The 20,264-nt window shown below is 66.8% G+C and carries 19 protein-coding genes; 8 read left to right on the top strand and 11 right to left on the bottom strand.

Going from position 1 to position 20,264, the window contains the following annotated elements; all coding sequences use genetic code 11:
* Window positions 1-2 precede the first annotated feature (2 nt).
* Window positions 3-458: a GtrA family protein gene (locus ACIA8C_RS17405; RefSeq protein WP_396991807.1), complete on the top strand. Its 456-nt coding sequence runs from the start codon at window positions 3-5 to the stop codon at window positions 456-458.
* 7 nt (window positions 459-465) lie between these two features.
* Here ACIA8C_RS17405 and ACIA8C_RS17400 read toward each other — a convergent pair whose 3' ends face one another.
* From ACIA8C_RS17400 to ACIA8C_RS17390, 3 genes are all read right to left on the bottom strand, one after another.
* Window positions 466-1,095, bottom strand: a complete 630-nt coding sequence (locus ACIA8C_RS17400) for a pyridoxamine 5'-phosphate oxidase family protein (RefSeq protein WP_397135619.1) — start codon at window positions 1,093-1,095, stop codon at window positions 466-468.
* A 228-nt stretch (window positions 1,096-1,323) separates the two neighbouring features.
* Window positions 1,324-3,510 carry a molybdopterin-dependent oxidoreductase gene (locus ACIA8C_RS17395; RefSeq protein ID WP_397135719.1) on the bottom strand — a complete coding sequence of 729 codons (2,187 nt, stop codon included), beginning with the start codon at window positions 3,508-3,510 and terminating at the stop codon, window positions 1,324-1,326.
* A 223-nt stretch (window positions 3,511-3,733) separates the two neighbouring features.
* Window positions 3,734-4,216 (bottom strand): hypothetical protein, encoded by a 483-nt coding sequence (locus ACIA8C_RS17390; RefSeq protein ID WP_396991804.1) that lies wholly within the window; start codon window positions 4,214-4,216, stop codon window positions 3,734-3,736.
* 314 nt (window positions 4,217-4,530) lie between these two features.
* Here ACIA8C_RS17390 and ACIA8C_RS17385 point away from each other — a divergent pair, with 314 nt between their 5' ends.
* A complete protein-coding gene (locus ACIA8C_RS17385) occupies window positions 4,531-5,106 on the top strand; it encodes a DUF4282 domain-containing protein (protein WP_397135617.1) in 576 nt (191 codons plus the stop codon).
* A gap of 245 nt (window positions 5,107-5,351) precedes the next feature.
* A complete protein-coding gene (locus tag ACIA8C_RS17380) occupies window positions 5,352-6,200 on the top strand; it encodes a helix-turn-helix domain-containing protein (RefSeq protein WP_397135615.1) in 849 nt (282 codons plus the stop codon).
* A 27-nt stretch (window positions 6,201-6,227) separates the two neighbouring features.
* On the opposite strand, the gene ACIA8C_RS17375 is transcribed toward ACIA8C_RS17380, so the two are convergent.
* The gene (locus tag ACIA8C_RS17375; protein ID WP_397135613.1) at window positions 6,228-6,653 is read right to left on the bottom strand and encodes a MarR family winged helix-turn-helix transcriptional regulator; all 426 of its coding nucleotides are present in this window, start codon (window positions 6,651-6,653) and stop codon (window positions 6,228-6,230) included.
* Window positions 6,654-6,738: 85 nt separating this feature from the next.
* Between ACIA8C_RS17375 and ACIA8C_RS17370 the strand changes: the two genes are divergently transcribed.
* A complete protein-coding gene (locus ACIA8C_RS17370) occupies window positions 6,739-8,211 on the top strand; it encodes an MFS transporter (protein ID WP_397135611.1) in 1,473 nt (490 codons plus the stop codon).
* 68 nt (window positions 8,212-8,279) lie between these two features.
* Here ACIA8C_RS17370 and ACIA8C_RS17365 read toward each other — a convergent pair whose 3' ends face one another.
* Both ACIA8C_RS17365 and rfbA read right to left on the bottom strand, forming a co-directional pair.
* The gene (locus ACIA8C_RS17365) at window positions 8,280-8,828 is read right to left on the bottom strand and encodes a dTDP-4-dehydrorhamnose 3,5-epimerase family protein (RefSeq protein WP_397135609.1); all 549 of its coding nucleotides are present in this window, start codon (window positions 8,826-8,828) and stop codon (window positions 8,280-8,282) included.
* Between the two features lie 2 nt (window positions 8,829-8,830).
* Complete coding sequence (gene rfbA / locus ACIA8C_RS17360; RefSeq protein ID WP_397135607.1) at window positions 8,831-9,703, bottom strand: glucose-1-phosphate thymidylyltransferase RfbA; 873 nt, start codon at window positions 9,701-9,703, stop codon at window positions 8,831-8,833.
* Between the two features lie 238 nt (window positions 9,704-9,941).
* Here rfbA and ACIA8C_RS17355 point away from each other — a divergent pair, with 238 nt between their 5' ends.
* Window positions 9,942-10,934, top strand: a complete 993-nt coding sequence (locus ACIA8C_RS17355; RefSeq protein ID WP_397135605.1) for an alpha/beta hydrolase — start codon at window positions 9,942-9,944, stop codon at window positions 10,932-10,934.
* A 135-nt stretch (window positions 10,935-11,069) separates the two neighbouring features.
* Here ACIA8C_RS17355 and ACIA8C_RS17350 read toward each other — a convergent pair whose 3' ends face one another.
* Both ACIA8C_RS17350 and ACIA8C_RS17345 read right to left on the bottom strand, forming a co-directional pair.
* Window positions 11,070-11,780 (bottom strand): hypothetical protein, encoded by a 711-nt coding sequence (locus tag ACIA8C_RS17350; protein ID WP_397135717.1) that lies wholly within the window; start codon window positions 11,778-11,780, stop codon window positions 11,070-11,072.
* Between the two features lie 176 nt (window positions 11,781-11,956).
* Window positions 11,957-12,667, bottom strand: a complete 711-nt coding sequence (locus ACIA8C_RS17345) for a hypothetical protein (RefSeq protein ID WP_397135603.1) — start codon at window positions 12,665-12,667, stop codon at window positions 11,957-11,959.
* A gap of 303 nt (window positions 12,668-12,970) precedes the next feature.
* Between ACIA8C_RS17345 and rfbB the strand changes: the two genes are divergently transcribed.
* A complete protein-coding gene (gene rfbB / locus ACIA8C_RS17340) occupies window positions 12,971-13,975 on the top strand; it encodes a dTDP-glucose 4,6-dehydratase (protein WP_397135601.1) in 1,005 nt (334 codons plus the stop codon).
* Window positions 13,976-14,006: 31 nt separating this feature from the next.
* Here the strand turns inward: rfbB and ACIA8C_RS17335 are convergent, their stop codons facing one another.
* Both ACIA8C_RS17335 and ACIA8C_RS17330 read right to left on the bottom strand, forming a co-directional pair.
* A complete protein-coding gene (locus ACIA8C_RS17335) occupies window positions 14,007-15,596 on the bottom strand; it encodes a DUF2142 domain-containing protein (RefSeq protein WP_397135599.1) in 1,590 nt (529 codons plus the stop codon).
* A complete protein-coding gene (locus tag ACIA8C_RS17330) occupies window positions 15,593-16,585 on the bottom strand; it encodes a glycosyltransferase (RefSeq protein ID WP_397135597.1) in 993 nt (330 codons plus the stop codon). The genes ACIA8C_RS17335 and ACIA8C_RS17330 overlap by 4 nt, the downstream gene beginning before the upstream one ends.
* A 147-nt stretch (window positions 16,586-16,732) precedes the next feature.
* Between ACIA8C_RS17330 and ACIA8C_RS17325 the strand changes: the two genes are divergently transcribed.
* Both ACIA8C_RS17325 and ACIA8C_RS17320 read left to right on the top strand, forming a co-directional pair.
* Window positions 16,733-17,278, top strand: a complete 546-nt coding sequence (locus ACIA8C_RS17325) for a GtrA family protein (protein WP_397135595.1) — start codon at window positions 16,733-16,735, stop codon at window positions 17,276-17,278.
* 124 nt (window positions 17,279-17,402) lie between these two features.
* Window positions 17,403-19,316 (top strand): glycosyltransferase, encoded by a 1,914-nt coding sequence (locus ACIA8C_RS17320; protein ID WP_397135593.1) that lies wholly within the window; start codon window positions 17,403-17,405, stop codon window positions 19,314-19,316.
* 56 nt (window positions 19,317-19,372) lie between these two features.
* Here ACIA8C_RS17320 and ACIA8C_RS17315 read toward each other — a convergent pair whose 3' ends face one another.
* Window positions 19,373-20,245 carry an SDR family oxidoreductase gene (locus ACIA8C_RS17315; protein ID WP_397135591.1) on the bottom strand — a complete coding sequence of 291 codons (873 nt, stop codon included), beginning with the start codon at window positions 20,243-20,245 and terminating at the stop codon, window positions 19,373-19,375.
* Between the last annotated feature and the right edge of the window lie 19 nt (window positions 20,246-20,264).

The raw sequence follows: 20,264 nt of genomic DNA, 5'->3' as shown, positions 1-20,264 counted from the left end.
GCGTGCATGCCGAACCCCACCTGCCGCTCCCGGCCGAGCTGCCGCTGGTCGACGAGCCGGGCGGTACCGACGTCGACCTGAAGACCCAGATCGTCCGGTTCACCCTGACCGGCGGGCTGTCGGCGGTGGTCGACTTCGGGCTGTACAGCCTGCTGTTCAACCTGATCGGGCTGCCGCGCGAGGTCGCCAAGTCGCTCAGCTTCATCGTCGGCACCACGACGGCCTACCTGATCAATCGCCGCTGGACGTTCCAGGCGCCGCCGAGCCGGGCCCGGTTCGTTGCCGTGGTGATCCTCTACGCGGTCACCTTCGCCGTCCAGGTGGGTATCAACGCGGTGCTCTACGACGCCCTGCCGGACGCGGCCTGGCGGCAGCTGCTTGCCTTCGTCGTCGCGCAGGGCACCGCGACGGTCATCAACTTCGTCGTGCAACGCCTGGTGATCTTCAAGATCCACTGACCGCGAGTCAGCGGGTGACCAGTGCCCCGGCCCGGTCGGCGCTGTCCGCCTTGGCGCCGAAGTAGTCGCCGCCTTTGGCACGGACGTTGTCGGTGCCCCAGTCGCGTCGTTCGCGGTCCGCGGGCACCAGGTGCGGAATATGCTTGCGGCAGTGGATGTATGCCTCTTCGATGTCGACGACCACCCAGCGTTCGGCGGTACGGCCCTTGAGGTTCTCGGGTAGGCCGGGCGTCGCGTTGCGCAGGGCGCCGTCGGGGATGATCCTGGCCGAGCCGTTGATGTGCAGGCCGATCAGATCGCGGACGAAATCGATGAGCAGAATGCCGACGTGCGGGTTCTCCAGGATGTTGCCCAGGCTGGCCAGCACGCCGTTGCCGCGGTATTCGGGGTACGCAATCGTGCGTTCATCGATGACGTGCAGAAAGCCGGGCTCGCCCGCCCGGAAGCTCGAATCGCATTCGCCGTGCTTGTCCGAGGTGGCGATGAAGGCCATCTCCATCCGGCCGATGAATTCGATCATCGTGGGATTCAGCTCTTCGAGTACCTGGTCGTCATAGAAGCGAGCGGCTCTGTCCTGGGTGCCGTACCGATCCTGTAGCTCGTGCTCACCGTCGCTGCCGCGCTGTATACCGGGCATCTTCGCCACCCTCTGGTCGCCGGAATCCGGATCCTTCGAGGGTCGTCGTTGAGCCCGCGACTAAACCGAAATCCTGTCCATTTTAGTCCGTTCGGCCTGGCAAAAACTGTGAAATCAACGTTGAGAATGCACCGAATGCGTAGTTAGCGCAAGGGTTTCCGTAGTTCGGCTAGATGCCGACCGGCCGGGATGGTTTACCCCGGCCTGCCGGATCAGAGCGGCCCGTCGTCACGCCGGGTTCAGTGTCACCGGGACACCGTTGAAGATCGCGTTGCCCGACGGCACATCGACCACCGAATCATCGGTCAGCACATTGGCGTTGACGCCCGCGTGCGCTCGGGCGACCGTCTGCGTGCTGTCGGTGTGGCCCCACCCGTGCGGCAGGCTCACCACCCCGGGCATGATCGTCTCCGTCGGCTCCAGGGGCACCGTCAGCGTGCCCGCGGCGGACTTCACCACCGCGTGCTCGCCTAGCCCGAGCCGGGCCACGTCGGCCGGATTGATGTGCAGGGTACAGCGATTCGACCCGCTCACCAGCTGTCCGATGTTGTGCATCCAGCTGTTGTTGGACCGCAGCTGGCGTCGTCCGATCAGCACCACGTCCGGCGCGATATCGGCCAGCCGGGCCCGCATCCTCGCCACGTCGTCGAGCAGCGGCTGCGGGGCGAGTTCTACCTGCTTCGACGCGGTCCGCAGCACGCCGGGCAGCCGCGGCCGCAACGGCCCGAGGTCGACGCCGTGCGGATTATCCAGCAGCACTTGCAGATTCAGCGTGCCGCCGTTCCACTCGCCGTACGGGCCGAGGCGAAGCATCAGGTCGAGGCGTTGCTCGGTGGTGTCTAGTCCGGCCAATTCGGCACGCCGGTCGGCCATTCCGGCCTTCTGCAGGGTGCCTGCCATGATCAGTTCGTCCACGCCGGTGATCGGGTCGACGCCGTCAACGCCCGCGTGCGGCATGCCGGAGACCGCCGCGGCCAGGCGGGCCAGTACCGCCGATTCCGAAGGGCGATCACCCAGCGGAACCAGGGGGCGGGAGTAGCGCGCGTAGTTGTGCACCGCGAACTGCAGCAGCGCGAAGTCGTAATGCGGCGACTGCACCGGCCGCGGCGGCGGCAGGATCACGTCGGCGTGCCTGGTGGTTTCGTTGAGATAGCGGTCGACGCTGACCATGAAGTCGAGTTGAGCGAAGGCGGCGTCCAGGCGGGCGCCGCTCGGCGCGGACAGCACCGGGTTGCCCGCGACCGTCACCAGCGCGCGGATCTGTCCCGCGCCCGGGGTGCGGATCTCGTCGGCCAGGGTCGCCACCGGCAGTTCGCCCATCGCCTCGGGCAATTCGCGGACCCGGCTGGTCCAGCGGCCGAGCCGGAACGGCCTGCTGCGCGCGATTCCGCCCGTCGCCGCGGTGGCGAACATCGCGCCGCCGGGGGAGTCGAGGTTGCCGGTCAGCGCGTTGATCGCGTCGACGAGCCACTGCGTGATGGTGCCGAATTCCGCTGTGCAGGTGCCGATCCTGGCGTACACCGCTGCGGTCGGCGCCGCGGCGATTTCGCGCGCGAGGCGAATCACCGTCGCCGCCGGTACGCCGGTGCGTACCGCTACCGAGTCCGGGCTGAATGCCGCTGCGGCCGTTCGTAGTTCATCGAGCCCGGCGACGTCGACCGCGATATCGGTGAGCTCCTCGGCGAACAGCGTGTGCACGATCCCGAACAGCAGATACGCGTCGCTACCCGGCCGGATGAACAGATGCTCGTCGGCAAGCTTCGCGGTGCGGGTGACCCGCGGGTCGACCACAACGAACCGGCCACCCCTGCGCTGCAAGGCCTTCAACCGGCCGGGGAAGTCCGGTGCGGTGCACAGCGAACCGTTGGATTCGAGCGGGTTCGCGCCGAGCATCAGCAGATAGTCGGTGCGATCGAGGTCCGGCACCGGCACCGTCAGCGGATCGCCGAACATCAGCCCGCTGGCCACCTGCTTGGGCATCTGATCGGCGGTGCTGGCCGAGAAGATGTTCTTCGTGCTCAACGCGCGCAGCAGCACCGGGACATACAGTGCGCCCGCCACGGTGTGTGCGTTCGGGTTGCCCAAATATGCCGCCGCCGATTGTTTTCCGTGCTCGGCGACAACGCTCGGAAAACGTTCCGCGATGAGATCGAACGCCTCATTCCATGAGGCGACCCGCCAGGTATCGGTCACCCGATCCCGAATCATCGGCTCGGTCACCCGATCCGGATCTTCGTCAAGACTGCCGAAGCTCGCCCCCTTGGGGCAGATGAAGCCCTTACTGAAAGGATCCGCTTTGTCGCCACGGACCGAGGTCACGTGGTCATCAGGGTCAACGGTGATTTCGAGTCCGCACACGGCCTCGCAAAGCGGGCAGGTGCGCAACAAGTTGCGCGACGCTGGGCCGCCGCTCAGCGTATCCAGGTCGGAATTCCCTGCGTGCGGGGCTGAGCCCGTACCCGGTGAGTTACCCATGTGCTCAAAGTCCTCGCCTCGGGAGTGCCTTATTCGACAGCGTAATCGAGGCGGGCGTAGACCCTGCGGTATCAATCGGATCTACAACGACAAAACGACCGATACCGGTGATTCGGGTATCGGCCGTGGTGGCCGGGTGGTGTGCCCGGCCGTCGTGCTTACCTCAGCAGGCGACGCTGGTGAGCGCGGAACGCTTGCCCGCGGTCGCGGCCCGGACGGCGGCGCTGATCGCGACGACCGGCGGAACCCAGCGGGCCTCGGCGGGTGCGACGCTCCAGCAGGCCGAGCCGGCCGAGAGCTGGGTGGGCGGCAGCGGGACGCCCGCGCCGTCGGTGTAGACAACGGCACCCGCGGCGGTGAGCGCCTCGAGCGCCATGGCGGCCTTGCGGACGCCGGTGACCAAGTGGATCTCGCGACGCTCGGCGCCGGGCAGCTCGATGACGGGGCCGGACAGGTTGTTCGCCCGCAGGAAGCGGCGAACCTCGCCGGCCAGCTCGCCGCTGACCTCGATGGCGGAAAGGTCGTCATCGGTGATCAGGCAGAGACCGTTGGCCGTTTCTGCGACCGTCCATCCGCGCTGGGTGTAGTCCTGCGCAGCGGCGGTCATTGCGGCCGCCGAGACGGAAGTCGGAAACGTGGTGCGCACTGTTCTCTCCATTCCCCGGTAGATCTGGGTCCTGCATCTTCATGGGGCGTATCGGTGCTCGTGGTGCGCAGCGTTACGCGATCTTCAAAACTTCTTTAGGACTGTTGGCTACGTCTCTTTCAGCCCTGCTTGAAAGCTAATTGCTATGACGTTGCTCGAACTGGTCAAGACTTGTTGTCCTGCCGCTACTTTCGGCCGCTGACCTGTTCTTTCGCTGTGCCGTTCCTGCGAGGCCGCTGTGGATGGTGGGACTCGTGTGGTCTGCATGAGGTTCCGGCTGGCTCGGAAGTGGGATTGCGGGGAGGATTTCGATCATGAGTGATGAGTCCAATGGCACCGGCAAGGGAAGTGAGCTGCCGGACCCGGAGGAGTACGAAGCCGAATCCCGGTGGATCACTTGGAAGGAATCGGCGGCACGCCGATTCTCCCGCGGCACCGTGGTCGCGGACGAACAGCCGCCGGAGCCGTTCGAGAGCCCGCGCGCCTTCGGGCAGTGGAGCGTCGAGGCGGCGCGCGGTCTGCTCGATGTGCAATTCCGCCGCACCGCGACGCGCACGCTGCTGCCGCTGGTCTATCTGCTCGGGCTGGTGTTCGCCTGCGCGGTGCCGATCGCGCTGACGGTGTTCATGTGGCGGGTGTCGGCGGTGCTCGGGGTGGTCGCGGCGCTGATCGGCGTTCCGCTCGGGCTTACCATCGCGGCCGCGGTCCGGCTGATGCTGGAATTCCTGGCGAACGCGTCTCGCCTGGCGACCAGGATGGAGCACATCAGCGAGCTGGCCGACGATCTGTTCCAGGCGCTGTCCGATGTCGCCGAGCCGGTCAACCAGCTTTCCGAAGACGTTCGCGCGGTGCAGTTCTGGCGCTTCCGCAAGGGTGGGTCGCGCAGGTAGCGGCACTAAACCGCGCTCACCAAACATATTTGGCGTTGTGAGGCCATCGGCCTAGCTGGGTCACCGATCGTGACCTATGTCCGATTTGCTGTGAAACAATGCTGTTCGGATGCCGGGCTAGGCGAATCGGGCATCTGCTAGGGATGGCCGCAAGGGCGAACTCGGATGGGTTCGGGAGTGCGACCGGCGCACGGCAACTAGGGGGAAAACCTATGGCATTACCGCAGGGGACGACTGGATCGACCATGCCCCGGCGCCAACTCGGGCGCCATCTGCGTGACCTGCGCAATCGGGCGCGAATGACCACCAGGACGGCAGCGCAGCAGCTGGAATGGTCGGAAGCCAAGATCTGGCGGATCGAGACGGGCCAAACCTCGTTGCGCAGCCTCGATGTCGAGGCGATGTGCAAGGTCTACGGCGCGCCGTCCGACCTCGTCGGGCCGCTCACCGCCCTGGCGCGGGAGACCAAGGCGCGCGGGTGGTGGACCGCGTACGGCGACGTGATCGCCGAGGGCTTCGAGGTCTATATCGGCCTGGAAGAAGCCGCCGCCCGGCTGTCGACCTACGAGAACGAGGTGGTGCCAGGTCTATTGCAGACCGAGGCCTACATCCGCGCGATGCTGGTCGCCGCCCGCCCCGAGATGTCGGTGAGCGAGATCGATCGCCGGGTGCAGCTGCGGATGGCGCGGCAGGCGTTGGTCACCCGGATCGACGCGCCGCTGCACCTGGACGCGGTGATCAGCGAGGCGGTGCTGTGGCGGCGGATCGGGGGTGCCGAGGTGGCCGCCGGACAGCTGGAACACCTGCGGCGCATGTGCGACCTGCCCAACGTCCGAATCCGGGTGGTGCCACCGGATTCCGGCTATCACGAGGGCATGGACTCGGGCCGATTCGTCCTGCTCGAGTTCCCCGAATTGCGGGTCGGCGAGCAGGCCGAGCCGCCGGTGGTCTACGTCGAGGCCTTCACCGGGCCGGTTTATCTGGACAAGGAAATCGAAATGGACCGGTACCGAAGGGCTTTCACGAGTCTGGGGTCGGTAGCGGTGGACGCGCGCGACAGCATCGAGAAGGCGCGCGCCAACTGCGGCGTGTGAGCCAATGGTGTCTAGCGCCCTTGGGCCTCAGCACTTTTGGCCGGGATGGCCCCAAGTGGCGCTCAGTACCGAGCGATGCGTTGGCAGCGCCCGGTCGTAGACCTCGCGGCCCTTCTCGGTGAGACAGACGAATACCGCGCGGCGGTCGTCGACGCACATGGTGCGTGACACCAGGCCGTCGCGCTCGAGCCGGGCCACCGCACGCGAGAGCGCGCTCTGACTCAGGTAGATGTCGTTGGCCAGATCGCTCATCCGATAGTCGCCGCAGTTGGCGTCGACCAGCCGGTCCAGCGTCTCGAACTCGCTGAGTCCGATCTTGTGCTGTCCCTGTAGCGCTTTTTCCAGTGCGCAACTCACCGCCGCGTGCCGGTCGAGCAGCTCTCGCCACTCGCCAATCAACCCGGTCTGCGCGACGGTGCGGCGGGCTGTTTCGATTGTCGATGGGTTCGACATGGCCCCATCTTAGTGGCCGTCCTCGATCTATGCAACTGCATTAAATGTGTTGGCATTTAATGCGCACGCATGTAATGTACCCCGCATGACTTCACCAGCAACCCTGGCGGCCGCTTCCGCGACCGATCCGACCAAATGGACTACCCGCCTTTGGGGCATGCTGATCACGCTGTGCATCGTGCTGTTCCTCGACGGCCTCGACGTGTCGATGATCGGTGTGGCGCTGCCGTCCATCGGCAACGAACTCGATCTCTCCACCTCAACTCTGCAGTGGCTGGTGAGCGGCTACATCCTCGGCTACGGCGGCCTGCTGCTGCTCGGTGGCCGCACCGCCGACCTGTTCGGCCGCCGCAAGGTCTTCCTGATCGCGCTGGCCATCTTCGCGGTCGCCTCGCTCGCCGGTGGCCTGGTGAGTTCGGGTCCGCTGCTGATCCTCACCCGTTTCATCAAGGGCCTGGCCGCCGCGTTCACCGCGCCGACCGGTCTGTCGATCATCACCACCAACTTCGCCGAGGGCCCGGCCCGGAACAAGGCGCTGTCCATCTACACCGTGTTCGGTGCCGGTGGCTACTCGTCCGGCCTGCTGTTCGGCGGCCTGATGACCGGCGTCGGCTGGCGCTGGACCTTCCTGCTGCCCGTCCCGATCGCGCTGGCCGCGCTGGCCGCCGCGTGGGTGCTGGTGCCCAAGGACAAGCCCGCCGAGGGTGGCGGCCACGACCTGTTCGGCGCGCTGCTGTCCACCTCCGCCATGCTGCTGCTGGTCTACACCGTCGTCACGGCGCCGGAGGCCGGCTGGGCATCGGCTCGTACGCTCGGTTCGTTCGCCGGGGTGCTCGTGTTGTTCGCCGGATTCATCGCGGTGGAGAAGCGGGTCAAGCACCCGCTGGTCCGGCTCGGCATCCTGCGCAAGGTGTCGCTGGTCCGTGCCAGCCTGGCGATCGTCGCGGTGGCAGGGTCCTACTTCAGCTGGCAGTTCATCGTGACCCTGTACATGCAGGACACCCTCGGTTGGTCGCCGCTGAAGCTGTCGATGGCGCTGCTGCCGGTCGGCCTGATGGTCGCGTTGTCAGCGGTGTTCTCGGACAAGCTGGTCGACCGGTTCGGCACCGGACCGATCATCGGCGTCACCATGGCCGTGATGGCCGTCGGCTACCTGCTGTTCCTGCGGCTGGACACCGCGCCGTCGTACTGGACGATGCTGCTGCCCGCGATCATGCTGATCGGCATCGGCTGGGTCGGCTTCCCCGCCATCAACATTCAGGCGACCAACGGGATCGACGACGACGAGCAAGGGCTCGCGGCCGGCGTGCTGCAGACCTCCATGCAGGTCGGCGCGGCCATCGTGCTCGCGGTGACCACCGCGATCATCGCGTCGGGTACGCACGGTGACGCCTCGCCCACCGCGATGCTCGACACCTACCGGCCCGCCCTGATTTTCGCCGCGGCGGTCTCGATCGTCGGTGCGCTGGTTGCCCTTTCGGCCTTCTTCGGGAAGAAGCGTGCCGAGCAGGCCGAGGCGGCTCCGAAACCGGAACCGGAGCTCGAACTCGTCGGCTGACCCTCGCGGCCGACCCGAAAAGCCGACCGGCACCACTGTGGGGTGGTGCCGGTCGGCTTTCGCGTTGCTCAGGAAAAGGGCGGTGCCGCAGTGTCTTTGGCGGAGCGGATAAAGGTCAGCGGGTTGCCGTCCCGGCCGACCGTCGGCCAGTCGATACCGAGGCGCGGATCGAAAGCGTCGATGTCCCTGTCGAATTCGGGCGCGTACTCCAGCGAGCACAGGTAGGTGACGGTGGAGTCGTCCTCGAGCGAGAGGATCGCGTGCCCGAGTCCCTCGGACAGGTACATCGAGCGCCGGTCGACATCGTCGAGCAGCACGCTGTCCCAGCGCCCGTAGGTCGGCGAGCCGGGGCGCAGGTCGACGACAACGTCGAGAAACGCGCCGCGCACGCAGGTCACGTACTTCGCTTGCCCCGGCGGATCCTCGGTGTAGTGGATGCCGCGCAGCACGCCCGCCGCCGAGACCGACAGGTTCACCTGGCGCAGATCGAACGGCTTGCCCGTCGCCTTCTCGAACTCCGAGGCCTTGAATGCCTCTAGGAACATGCCGCGGCCGTCGCCGAGCTGGCGCGGGGTGATCACCCAGGCGCCGGGCACCGCGAGTTCCCTGAACTCCATGTTCACCAGTCCCTGCCGCGTTCGAGGATGTCGAGCAGGTAGCTGCCGTAACCGGAGCGGACCAGCGGTGCGGCGAGCGCGCACAGCTGCTCGTCGTCGATGAAGCCCATCCGCCAGGCCACCTCCTCGGGCACGCCGATCTTGAGACCCTGCCGTTCCTCGATGGTGCGCACGTAATTGGCGGCGTCGAGCAGCGAATCGAAGGTGCCGGTGTCGAGCCACGCGGTGCCGCGGGCGAGCACGTCGACACTGAGCCGATCCTGGGCAAGGTAGGCCCGATTGATGTCGGTGATCTCGTATTCGCCACGCGCGGACGGCCGTAGCGTGCGGGCGATCTCGACGACGTCGTTGTCGTAGAAATACAGCCCGGGGATGGCGTAGTTGGACCGCGGCGTCTTCGGCTTCTCCTCGATCGACACCGCGCGGCCCTCGGTGAACTCGACCACGCCGTACGCGGTCGGATCCGAGACCCGGTAGGCGAACACCGCGCCGCCGTCGATGCCGGCGAAGCGGTTCAGGCTGGTGCCGAGCCCGGGGCCGTGAAAGATGTTGTCGCCGAGCACCAGTGCCGCCTTGTCGGTGCCGATGTGATCGGCGCCGAGCACGAAGGCGCGGGCCAGGCCGTCCGGTTCCGGCTGCACCACGTAGCTGATGGCGAGGCCGAACTGGGTGCCGTCGCCGAGCAGCCTGCCGAACGCGTCCGCGTCCGCGGGCGTGGTGATGACCAGGATGTCGCGAATGCCCGCGAGCATCAGGGTGGACAGCGGGTAGTAGACCATGGGCTTGTCGTAGACCGGGACCAGCTGCTTGCTGACCCCGCGCGTAATCGGATGCAACCGGGATCCGGTGCCACCAGCCAAGATGATTCCCCGCATGACCAGGAGTCTGCCAGTTCGGTCCGCGCCGGGTGCCGCGAGGTTCGCAGGCGCGGAGTCGAATTGATTACGGAATGGGCTTTCGCGGTTTCAGGAGCCACCGATTCGGCGATTCTGTTGTTTAGGTCACACAACACATGGTGTTTTGAAACATCATCGTGTGAGATGTCAGCGCCGACAGCTCGCCTGGGACCGCTCGGTCGTGGCTCGGCGCACCAGTGGGTGAGGTAGGTGCGCGATGGCAGCGACCAGCGTCGGCGAGACCGGCAACGTGATGAATCCGGACAATCTGAGTGCCCCCGCGCGGCTGGTGCTCGCGGCCTGCCTCGGCGTCGTCCGGCCCGCCCTGCGCGCCGCACCGATCACCCGCGCGACCATCCCGATCGGCGCGCTGGCCATCGACGCGCTGGCCAGGTTGCGGCCGGAGCCACAAGGCATCGATCGGGAGCAGGTGTCGCTCAACGGGTTCCGGATGGAGATCCTGCGTCCGGCGGGCGCGGCAAGGGCACTGCGCCACGGTGCCCTGCTGTACATGCACGGCGGCGGGTTCGCGGTCTGTGGACTTCGTACCCATCGGCCGGTCGCGGCGAGCCTGGCGCGGCGTACCGGCCTTCCGGTGGTCAACGTCGACTATCGACAGCTGCCGAACAAGCGCATCACCAATTCGGTCGACGACTGCCTCACCGCGTATCGCTGGCTGCTGCGGCACGGCGCGGATCCGAGCCGGATCGTCTTCGCCGGTGATTCAGCGGGCGGCTACCTGACCTTCGCCACCGCGTTGCGCGCGATCGAGCTCGGCCTGCCCGCGCCCGCCGGGCTGGTCGGGTTGAGCCCGCTGCTCGATCTGGACTACGCGGCCAAGCGAACGCACGTCAATGTCCGCAAGGACCCGTATATCCCGCTGCTCGCGCTGGAGGCGGTGGTCCGCATCGGCGCGGAGATCGACGGCAAGCTCGATCCGCTGCTTTCGCCGGTCAACGGGATCCTGGCCGGCCTGCCGCCGGTGCTGCTGATCGCGGCCGAGGACGAGGTGCTGCGCTACGACTGCGAGCTGATGGCGCAGCGGCTCACCGCGGCGGGTGTGCCGAACGCGGTGGAGCTCTGGCGCGGTCAGGTGCACGCGTTCATGAGCATCGCGCCGAACCTGCCGGAGAGCAGGGCGGCGCTGGCTCGGGTGTCGCGCTTCGTCCGTGCTCGCATCGAGGAGGGCCAACAGGCGCGGACCGCGTAAGCCGTCCGGCCTGTCCAGGCGAGCCCCGTTCCGCTTGTGGCCGGGACGGGGCTCGCGCCTGTCGGAAACCGGCGAAACCCCGCCCGGCCATTGGCCGAGCGAGGTTTCGACGAGGTATTCGGTTGTCCGCGTTGCCTACTTGGCGGGCGCGGGCGGAGCCACGAAGGGGGCGTTGATGGTGGTGAAGTACTGGATCGCCGCGCCGATCGCGACCGGTGCGGTCACGAAGATCTGGCCCAGCAGGGTGCCGAGGGCGCCCATGGCGAGGAAGCCAGCGATGCAGCCGCCGATGAAGCCGGCCGGGGCGCCGAGCATTGCGGACAGCGCACCGGTCAGCACGAGACCGGCAGTACCGCCGAGCACGCAACCGATAGCGGCGCCGCCGAGGCCACCGACGAGGGTGCCGATGGTGGCGCCCATGGAAATGGTGGAGGTCATGCGCGACCAGGCGGCCTGCTCACGATCGTATTCCGTCTTCCAAGGCGCCTTGTCCTCGTACGGCAGGGCGACGGGCTTGTAGGTCGCGTGCGCCATGTCGAACTGCGGGGTCAGGGTTGCGGTGCGGCCGGAGATGTCCGCGGCGATCGGAAATTCGAAATCGTCGATCCGCATGGCGAGCGGGGTGCCCGCGACGGTGGTGCCGGCCGCATCCTTGATCTTGAGGGCACCGTCTTCGACCTCGATCGCGCCCTGGTCGATCGAAAGAATGGACTGGGTGTCGGTGCCGGTGGCCGTGTAGTTGATCACCTTTTGATCGGCGGCCGGGGCCGCGTTGACGGTGCCTGCGGTGACACCGAGCGCGGCGATGAGTAGGGCCGAGGTAGCGGCAAACTTCTTGATGATCATGATCTTGGTCCTCATCCAGGTGCTTTTGGCAGGGGTGGGGGCCGAAAACTGAGGTCGCAAACTATCAGTAACTCGGCTGGGCTTGCGGAAACCCGCTCGACGGACAGTCGAGCGGGCTCCCCTGGCTCGTATCTTCAGTTGTGCGAATTCAGTTGTGTAAGAAAGCTTCTCGACTGTTACTTGGGCGCATTGAACGGGCCGGAGGTGGTCGCGAAGTACTGGATGGCCGCACCGATGGCAACCGGGGCGGTGATCAGGATCTGGCCCGCGACGGTGCCGAGCGCGCCGACGGCGATGATGCCGCCGAGGCAGCCGACCGCGGCGGCCGGAATGAACGGACCGAACATGCCGATGATGGTCGCAGCGGCAGCGGTGGCACCGAGGATGCCGCCGAGCACGCAACCGACGGCCGCGCCGCCGAGGCCACCGACGAGGGTGCCGATGGTGGCGCCCATCGCGATGGTGTCCTTCATCCGGTTGAAGGCGGCCTGCTCACGGTCGTACTCGCTCTTCCAGGGAGCCTTGTCTTCGAACGGCAGGGCGACCGGCTTGTAGGTCGCCTTGTCCATTTCGAACTGCGGGGTCAGCGTCGCGGTGTGATCCGCGATGTCGGCCGCGATCGGGAACTCGAACTCGTCCACGCGGAACTTCAGTTCGGTGCCCGTGAGGGTGGTGCCGTTGGCGGCCTTGATCTTCAAGGCGCCGTCTTCGACGACCATGGAGCCGGAGTCGGTCGAGACGATGGTCTGGGTGGGGGTGGAGCTCGCCGTGAAATTGACGGCTCCGTTATCGGCCTCGGGGGCCGGAGCCGCGTTGACGGTGCCTGCGGACACGCCAAGAGCGGCGATCAGCAGCGCCGAAGTCGCGGCGAATTTCCTCATCAGCATTTTGTTGAAAACCTCGATGTGAAGCGTTCGGAGGGGACTAGACGATCGAAATCTAGACCAGCTAACGCACGGTGAACCGGTTGTGACCTTTTATTCAAATTTTGTTCACCAAGGGGACCCGTGGCATGGTGGGGTTGCGGAAATGTGCACGCATGCCAGGGTTTTGGGCGGCAAAGCGGACTGGGCGTCCTCTATCTACCGAAGGGTATGAGACCAAGGTCACAGAGCGCAACTCTGGCGGATCGGCCGAGATCGCCTGGTGTTGCGTCGATCTCGAGCCCACCGTGCACGTAGAGTCATGGCGTGCGAGTGCTTGTCACCGGCGGAGCCGGATTCATCGGGGCCAACTTCGTCAAGCAGACCGTTGCCGACCGTCCGGATACCACCGTAACGGTGCTGGACGCGCTGACCTATGCCGGAAATCGCGCCTCGCTGGACCCGGTGGCCGACCGCATCGATTTCGTGCACGGTGACATCGCCGATCTCGATCTGGTCGACGAGCTCGTCAGCGGTGTCGACGCGGTAGTGCATTTCGCCGCCGAATCACATAACGACAATTCCCTCGCCGAGCCGTGGCCATTCGTGCAGACCAATATTGTCGGCACCTATGCACTGCTGCAGGCGGTGCGTCGCTACGACGTGCGCTACCACCACGTCTCCACCGACGAGGTCTACGGCGATCTGCTGCCCGACGAGCCCGCGTTCACCGAACACACCCCGTACAACCCGTCCAGCCCGTACTCGGCCACCAAGGCGTCCAGTGACCTGCTGGTACGCGCCTGGACCCGCTCGTTCGGCGTGCGCGCCACGCTGTCCAACTGCAGCAACAACTATGGGCCGTACCAGCACGTGGAGAAGTTCATCCCGCGCCAGATCACCAACCTGATCGACGGCGTCCGGCCGCGGCTCTACGGCGCGGGCCATCAGGTGCGCGACTGGATCCACGTCGACGACCACAACCGCGCCGTGTGGGACATCCTGGACCGCGGGCGAATCGGGCAGACCTACCTGATCGGCGCCAAGGGTGAGCTGGACAACAAGTCCGTGGTGCGGATGATCCTGGCCGCCTTCGACCGCGACCCCGACGACTTCGACCACGTCACCGATCGGCCCGGCCACGACCAGCGCTACGCGATCGACGCGACACTGCTGCGCACCGAACTCGGCTGGACCCCGCGCTACGCCGACTTCCAGGCCGGCCTCGCCGCCACCGTCCAGTGGTACCGCGACAACGAATCCTGGTGGCGCCCTTACAAAGCCATCACCGAGCGCGCCTACGTAGCCGCAGGCGAGCAGACCCTCACCTAGGCGCACCATCTCAAGAGTGGTGCGGCTGCGCTCAGCCCCAGACGATGTCGTAGTACTTCCAGACCGCGCCGATCAGCGCGATCACTGTCGCGACGACGACCGTCACCGCGGGGCCGACCGTCGGGGTCCGCCCGGCAACGTTGGTGAGCCGCAACGGCATCCAGCGCAGCAGCACGGCGAAGGCGATGATGGCCAGCGGCACGAAGTAGCGGCCCTGCACGCCGTCGATGATGTAGTAGCCGACCGGCGTGAACGACATGTACAGCGTCACGTAGATCATCGCCACACTCGCCGCGACGGTGAGTGCGACCAGCAGCGTGCGCCGGAAGGTGGCGGCGGTCATCCGATCCGCGACACCGATGCTCACCGCGAAGGCGAACAGGCAGGCCAGCATCGTCAAGGCGGGCACGTCGATATAGGAGAAGCCGAGCTCGCCGAAGAACTGGCTGAACCACCGCTCGTCCCGCAGCGCGATGCTCTCGCCGAAGACGTTGATGAAATGCCCTGGGTCGGTGAGGATCCCGCGCAACTGCTCGCCCGGCTTCACCGAATGCCACTGGTGCTCCGGCCGCATCAGGCCCATACCGTCGCCGGTAGGCGCGGCGATCTTCATCCAGACCGCGAAGACCAGCCCGCCCAGCGCCGCGAAGGCCGAGGGGATCCCGCGCTTCCAGCCGCTGAAGCCGAGCCGGTCCGCGGGCACCAGCACGACGAGCATCGCAAGCAGCACGTAGGTCGGCTTGCTCACCGGCAGCAGGATCGTCGCGGCAAGCAGCGCACCGGTTTCCACCCGGCCGAGCCGGTCGCCGAGGAACAGCGCCTTCACCAGCAGCGCCGACACCATGATGGCCAGCGCGTTGGTCATGGTGTCCGCGGTGACGGTGCCCGCCTGGAATACCGCGATCGGCAGCACCGCGACGGTGAAGGCCAGCCACTGCACCCGGTGCTTGCGCAACGCGTAGAGGCCGAAGCCGACCACGGTCAGGTAGGCGACCAGCCCGGCGAGCCTGGTCAGCGCGATCGTCGCACCGACGTCGAGACCGAACGCCTCGGCAAGCCGAATGCCAACGGCGGCAGGGATATACGGCACCGGTGAGTAGGCGGCGGTGTTGGTGAACCAGACGGGTTCGGTGGCCTCGGATACCGCGGCGCCGCCGAGCCGGTCGTACGCGCCAGGGTCCTCGACCATCGAGCCGGGCTCTTCGGGGTTGGTCGTGTAGTCGCGCAGCGCGTAGCCCATCAGGGCGGTGATGCTCTTCGGGACGTCGCCGCCGTAGGCGACCCCGCGATCGTCGTGAATCCGCTGCGGCAGCAGTCCGCCGTGCGCGACCTGATAGGCGCGGCCGAACTGGGTGATCTCGTCATGGCCCCAGAAGGCGGGCGTGAGATAGGTGAACAGGCCGCCGAAGATCGCGACGAGCACCGTGAAGGCGATCGTCGCGCCGCCGAAGCGCGTCACGGCGCGGCCGGCGAACCCGGTCGACGAGCCGTCAGAAGTCTTGACCGACACCGACTTCGCCGCACCATTGCCGTTGGCCGAGACGGGGGCCGTCTCGGCCGGCGTCCGCACCGGAGTCGATTCGCTGTCTTCCGCCGTGGCTCGTTCCGCCGAGGCGGTCACCGTCCGGCTCCGCCGGTGCGGGCGTCACCGCCGTTGCCGTTCGGATGAAAGTCGTCCGCGCTCACCGCGGAGTAGCGCAGGTACACCAGCCGCGCGGCCTCGTGCCGCGAGCGCCGGATGCCGTCCAGGATCAGGCCCGCGGTCCAGGCCAGGCTGCCGAGCAGCAGCAGGGTGAAGGCGAGGAACAGCGTCGGGAACCGGGGCACCGTGCCGGTGTTGTAGAACTCGACGACGATCGGGATGCTCAGGACGATCGACACCAACCAGCTCAGGGTGCCGAACAGGCCGTAGAACAGGACCGGCCGCTCGTGCCTGGCCAGGCCGATGATCAGGGCCAGGATCTTGAGACCGTCGTGATAGGTGCGCAGCTTGCTCTCGCTGCCCGCCGGGCGGTCCCGGAAGTCGACCGGCACCGCGGTCCGCGGCACCCGCAGGTGCAGCGAGTGCACCGTCAGCTCGGTCTCGATCTCGAACTCGCGGGAGACCGCGGGAAAGCTCTTCACGAAGCGGCGGGAGAACACCCGGAAGCCACTCAGCATGTCTTCGACGTTCTCGCCGAACACCTTGCCGACCACGCCGTTGAGCACCTTGTTACCGGTCTCGTGACCGGCGCGGTAGGCCGAGCCGCTCTCGTCTTGCCTGCGCACGCCGAGCACGTGGTCGTACGGGCCGTCCAGCAGCGTCTTGATCATCAGCGGCGCGGCCGACGCCTCGTAGGTGTCGTCGCCGTCGATCATCAGATAGACATCGGCCTCGATGTCGGCGAAGGCGCGGCGGACCACATTGCCCTTGCCCTTGGTGTACTCGTGGCGCACGATCGCCCCGGCGGCGCGGGCGCGCTCGGCCGTCTGGTCGGTGCTCAGATTGTCGTAGACGTAAACGACGATCCCCGGCACGGCGGCCTGCAGGTCGGCCACGACCTTGGCGACGGACGCTTCTTCGTTGTGGCACGGCACCACGGCGGCAATACGAAGCTCGGTGGAGTCCACCCGGGTCAATCCTCGCGATCGGTGGTGAATGTGGGAACACCGGGAGGGTACAGGCAACTCGACGTCGACGCGTGGCCGACCTCACCGCGTCTGCGGCGGAATTTTCGGTCGGGGCACGACGCGCGCGGGCTGCGGTACCGTCGGGCCGTGCCAACCAGTGAGTCGACCGCGCGGCCGGGCGAGACCGTGCCGCCCGCCGAAGCATCGATCGTGCGCAAGGTGCTCACCGCGCTGCGGCAGGGCAGCGCGTTCCTGGTGGTCGGGGCGATCGGCTTCCTGGTCGACGCGGGCACCTACAACCTCCTGGTGTTCTGGGGTGGCGAGGGGGTGCTCTATCACTACCCATTGCCCGCCAAGATCATCGCGATCGCGGTGGCGACGGTGGTCACCTACTTCGGGAACAAGTGGTGGACCTTCGCGCACAAGAAGACGGACAATCCCGGGCGCGAATACCTTCTCTACGCCGTCTTCAATGTCGTCGCGATCGGCCTGCAACTGGGTTGTCTCGGCTTCTCCCGGTACGTGCTCGACCTGTCTTCGCCGCTGTCGGACAACATCTCCGGCACGCTCATCGGCCAGATCGTGGCCGTGATCTTCCGCTACTGGGCCTACGACAGGTTCGTCTTCACCGGCGCTCGTGAGCCGGTGGCCGCACCCGATACCGAGACTTCAGCGAATGTTCGGCAACCGTAAAAGACACGTCGGCACCACCACTGAACAGGCAGCTAGCTACGCTGGTTGATATCCTCACCCCCGCCGCGAACGGCATCCAGGGGCAGTCTGTCCCGTCCGGCACGATAACGATTTCGAGGACTTCATGGATCAGTCGGCTACCCAAGCCGTGACCGAAACGAACGATCGAGCGCCGGCCGTTGTCGCCCCGGCCTCGCTGCGCTCCGACCACCTGGCGCCGGATCGGCTGGTGTTGCAGCGCGGCATCTTCACCGGCCCGTCGGCGAAGGTGAGCGACGAGCTGTATGCCGTCGTCAAGGGTCGCGCGCACCGGGAACGCCAGGTGCTGCGGCTGGAGAAGGGGACCGCCGCACACACCAACACCTACTTCGGCCGCTTCGCCGCGAGCTACTGGCAGCGCTGGACCACCGTCACCGAGGTGCGGGTGACCATGGTGCTCGACGTGACCAAGAAGGCCAGGGTCCGCCTGGTCGCCTCCGATATCGCGGGGCATCGCCGGATCATCGACACCGCGCAGGTCACCGCGAGCGGCCCGCTGACCCTCAGCGCGCCGCTGGATCAGTACGTCGACGGCGGCGCGATCTGGATCGAATTCGACGCCATCGGCGGCGACCTCGGCATCACCGAGGTCAGCTGGACCACCGCCGCACCGGATCACATTCGGCCCGTCGCGATCGCCATCTGCACCTTCAACCGGGCCGAGGATTGCGCGCACACGGTCGCGGCGCTGGCCTCCGACGAGGTCGTGCTGGCCGCGATCGACGCGGTGTACGTGGTGGACCAGGGCACCGATCTGGTGCAGAACCGGCCGCGCTACCAAGAGGTGGTGCCGGTCTTCGGCGACAAGCTGCGCTACATCCGCCAGCCCAATCTCGGTGGGGCGGGCGGCTTTACCCGCGGCCTCTACGAGGTGTCCGCCGCCAACGAGCACGCCGACGTCATCCTGATGGACGACGACATCCTGTGCGAGCCGGAAACGGTGTTGCGGCTCAACGCCTTCGCCAACATGACGGTGGAGCCGACCCTGGTCGGCGCGCAGATGCTGTTCCTGCTCAACCCTGACTACCTCAATGTCGGCGCCGAAGAGGTGCATCTGCAGCAGCTGCGGCACGGGCAGAAGGTGCCGAAGGCGTTGCGCAACACCAGCATGCTGAAGAAGAACCAGGAGCGGCGCGTCGACGCGGGCTACAACGCCTGGTGGACCTGCCTGATCCCGGCCGAGGTGGTCGCCAAGATCGGGCTGCCGGTGCCGATCTTCTTCCAGTGGGACGACGTCGAATACGGCATCCGGGCCCGCGAGAACGGCTTCGTCACGGTCACCCTGCCGAACGCGGCGGTGTGGCACGCGGACTTCTACTGGAAGGACTACGACGACTGGGCGCGCTACTTCAGCACGCGCAACTCGTTGATCGTCGGCTCGCTGCACACCGATCTGGACGCCAAGGCGATCACCCGCAAGCTGTTCCGCGAGCTGTCCGAGCAGCTGGTCGCCATGCAGTACGGTCTGGTGCACACCACATTGCAGGGCATCGAGGACTTCCTGAAGGGTCCGAAGGTGTTGCAGGACGGCGGCATCGACGCGTTGGCCGCCGCTCGCGGCACCAGGGCCGACTATGCCGAGACGATCAAGCACCCGGCGTCCACCCCGCCGGTGCGCTCCGGTGACATCCAATTGCGCCGTGCCACCGGCGAACCGAGCCGTCCCGTGCTGGTGCTGATCAAGCGGGCCATCAACCAGTGGTTCGGTCGCACCCAGCACGGCGTCATCGGCGTCACCCGCGAAGACGCGTACTGGTGGCATGTTTCGCTGTTCGACCACGTGGTGGTCACCGACGCCTCACAGTCCGGCGTCCGAGTCCGGCAGCGGGACAAGGCACGAGCCCGTCAGCTGCTGCGCCGCACCATCCAGGTGCTGCGCAGGCTCCGCAACGAACTGCCCGCCCTGCAGCAGGAATACCGCGCCGCGGTGCCCGAGCTGACCAGCCGGGCCAACTGGGAACGCCTGTACGGCATCACGAATACCAAGCACGACAACTGATTTCGGACAAGGCAGCGGGGACGGGCAAAGCATGCCCGTCCCCGCTGCTTTCGGTACTACCTGCCGAGCGGCGAGTCGTCCAGGAAGAGGTCGGTGGTGAGCTTGCCGTCGCCTGGCACCACGCGGTACTGCTCGAGATCCGTGATGCCGTGCGCGGCAAGGACATCGTCATCGATGAAGAAGTTGCCCGAGGTCGATTTGGCCGGTGACGTGAGCACCAGGTAAGCGGCGTCGGCGTAGATGTCGGGGGTGCGCGAGGTCGCGATCATCTCCTCGCCGCCGAGCAGGTTCTTCACCGCGGCGGTGGCGATGGTGGTGCGCGGCCACAGCGAGTTCACGCCGATGCCGTCGCCCTTCAGTTCCTCCGCCAAACCCAGTGTGGTGAGCGACATTCCGTACTTGGCGATGGTGTAGCCCAGCGCCATGCCTGCCCACCTCGGGTTGAGGTTGAGCGGCGGGGACAGGGTGAGAATATGCGGATTGCGGTCGGCCGCGGCCGATTCGCGCAGGTGCGGGATGCTCGTCTTGGACAGCAGAAAGCTGCCCCTGGTGTTGATGTCCTGCATCAGGTCGTACTTCTTCATCGCCAGCGCGTCGGTGGGCGACAGATCGATGGCCGAGGCGTTGTTCACCACGATGTCGATGCCGCCGAACCGCTCGACCGTCTGCCGCACGGCCTCTGCCACCGACTCGTCGATGCGCACGTCGCCGACGAACGGCAGCACTTGCGCACCGGCCGCCTCGAGCTCCGCCGCCGCGGTATGGATGGTGCCGGGCAGCTTGGGATGCGGCAGATCGGTCTTGGCGATCAGGGTGATGTTCGCGCCATCGGCCGCGGCCCGCTTGGCGATCTCCAGACCGATGCCCCGGCTACCGCCGGACATGATCAGCGTCCGGCCCGCGAGCGGCTTGGATCCCGATTCCGTCATTGACCTGCTCCTCCTCGTC

This window comes from Nocardia sp. NPDC051321, assembly GCF_044455225.1.
Taxonomy (GTDB): domain Bacteria; phylum Actinomycetota; class Actinomycetes; order Mycobacteriales; family Mycobacteriaceae; genus Nocardia.
This window is presented reverse-complemented; position numbering and strand designations above follow the sequence as displayed.

What these genes read in the sequence shown, in the direction of transcription:
- ACIA8C_RS17365 (WP_397135609.1), bottom strand. Translation starts at nt 8,828, where the DNA reads ATGGAGTTCAGGGAACTCGCGGTGCCCGGCGCCTGGGTGATCACCCCG.
- ACIA8C_RS17315 (WP_397135591.1), bottom strand. Translation starts at nt 20,245, where the DNA reads ATGACGGAATCGGGATCCAAGCCGCTCGCGGGCCGGACGCTGATCATG.
- ACIA8C_RS17400 (WP_397135619.1), bottom strand. Translation starts at nt 1,095, where the DNA reads ATGCCCGGTATACAGCGCGGCAGCGACGGTGAGCACGAGCTACAGGAT.
- ACIA8C_RS17375 (WP_397135613.1), bottom strand. Translation starts at nt 6,653, where the DNA reads ATGTCGAACCCATCGACAATCGAAACAGCCCGCCGCACCGTCGCGCAG.
- ACIA8C_RS17345 (WP_397135603.1), bottom strand. Translation starts at nt 12,667, where the DNA reads ATGCTGATGAGGAAATTCGCCGCGACTTCGGCGCTGCTGATCGCCGCT.
- ACIA8C_RS17370 (WP_397135611.1), top strand. Translation starts at nt 6,739, where the DNA reads ATGACTTCACCAGCAACCCTGGCGGCCGCTTCCGCGACCGATCCGACC.
- ACIA8C_RS17385 (WP_397135617.1), top strand. Translation starts at nt 4,531, where the DNA reads ATGAGTGATGAGTCCAATGGCACCGGCAAGGGAAGTGAGCTGCCGGAC.
- ACIA8C_RS17320 (WP_397135593.1), top strand. Translation starts at nt 17,403, where the DNA reads ATGGATCAGTCGGCTACCCAAGCCGTGACCGAAACGAACGATCGAGCG.
- ACIA8C_RS17355 (WP_397135605.1), top strand. Translation starts at nt 9,942, where the DNA reads ATGGCAGCGACCAGCGTCGGCGAGACCGGCAACGTGATGAATCCGGAC.
- rfbA (WP_397135607.1), bottom strand. Translation starts at nt 9,703, where the DNA reads ATGCGGGGAATCATCTTGGCTGGTGGCACCGGATCCCGGTTGCATCCG.
- ACIA8C_RS17380 (WP_397135615.1), top strand. Translation starts at nt 5,352, where the DNA reads ATGCCCCGGCGCCAACTCGGGCGCCATCTGCGTGACCTGCGCAATCGG.
- ACIA8C_RS17350 (WP_397135717.1), bottom strand. Translation starts at nt 11,780, where the DNA reads ATGATCATCAAGAAGTTTGCCGCTACCTCGGCCCTACTCATCGCCGCG.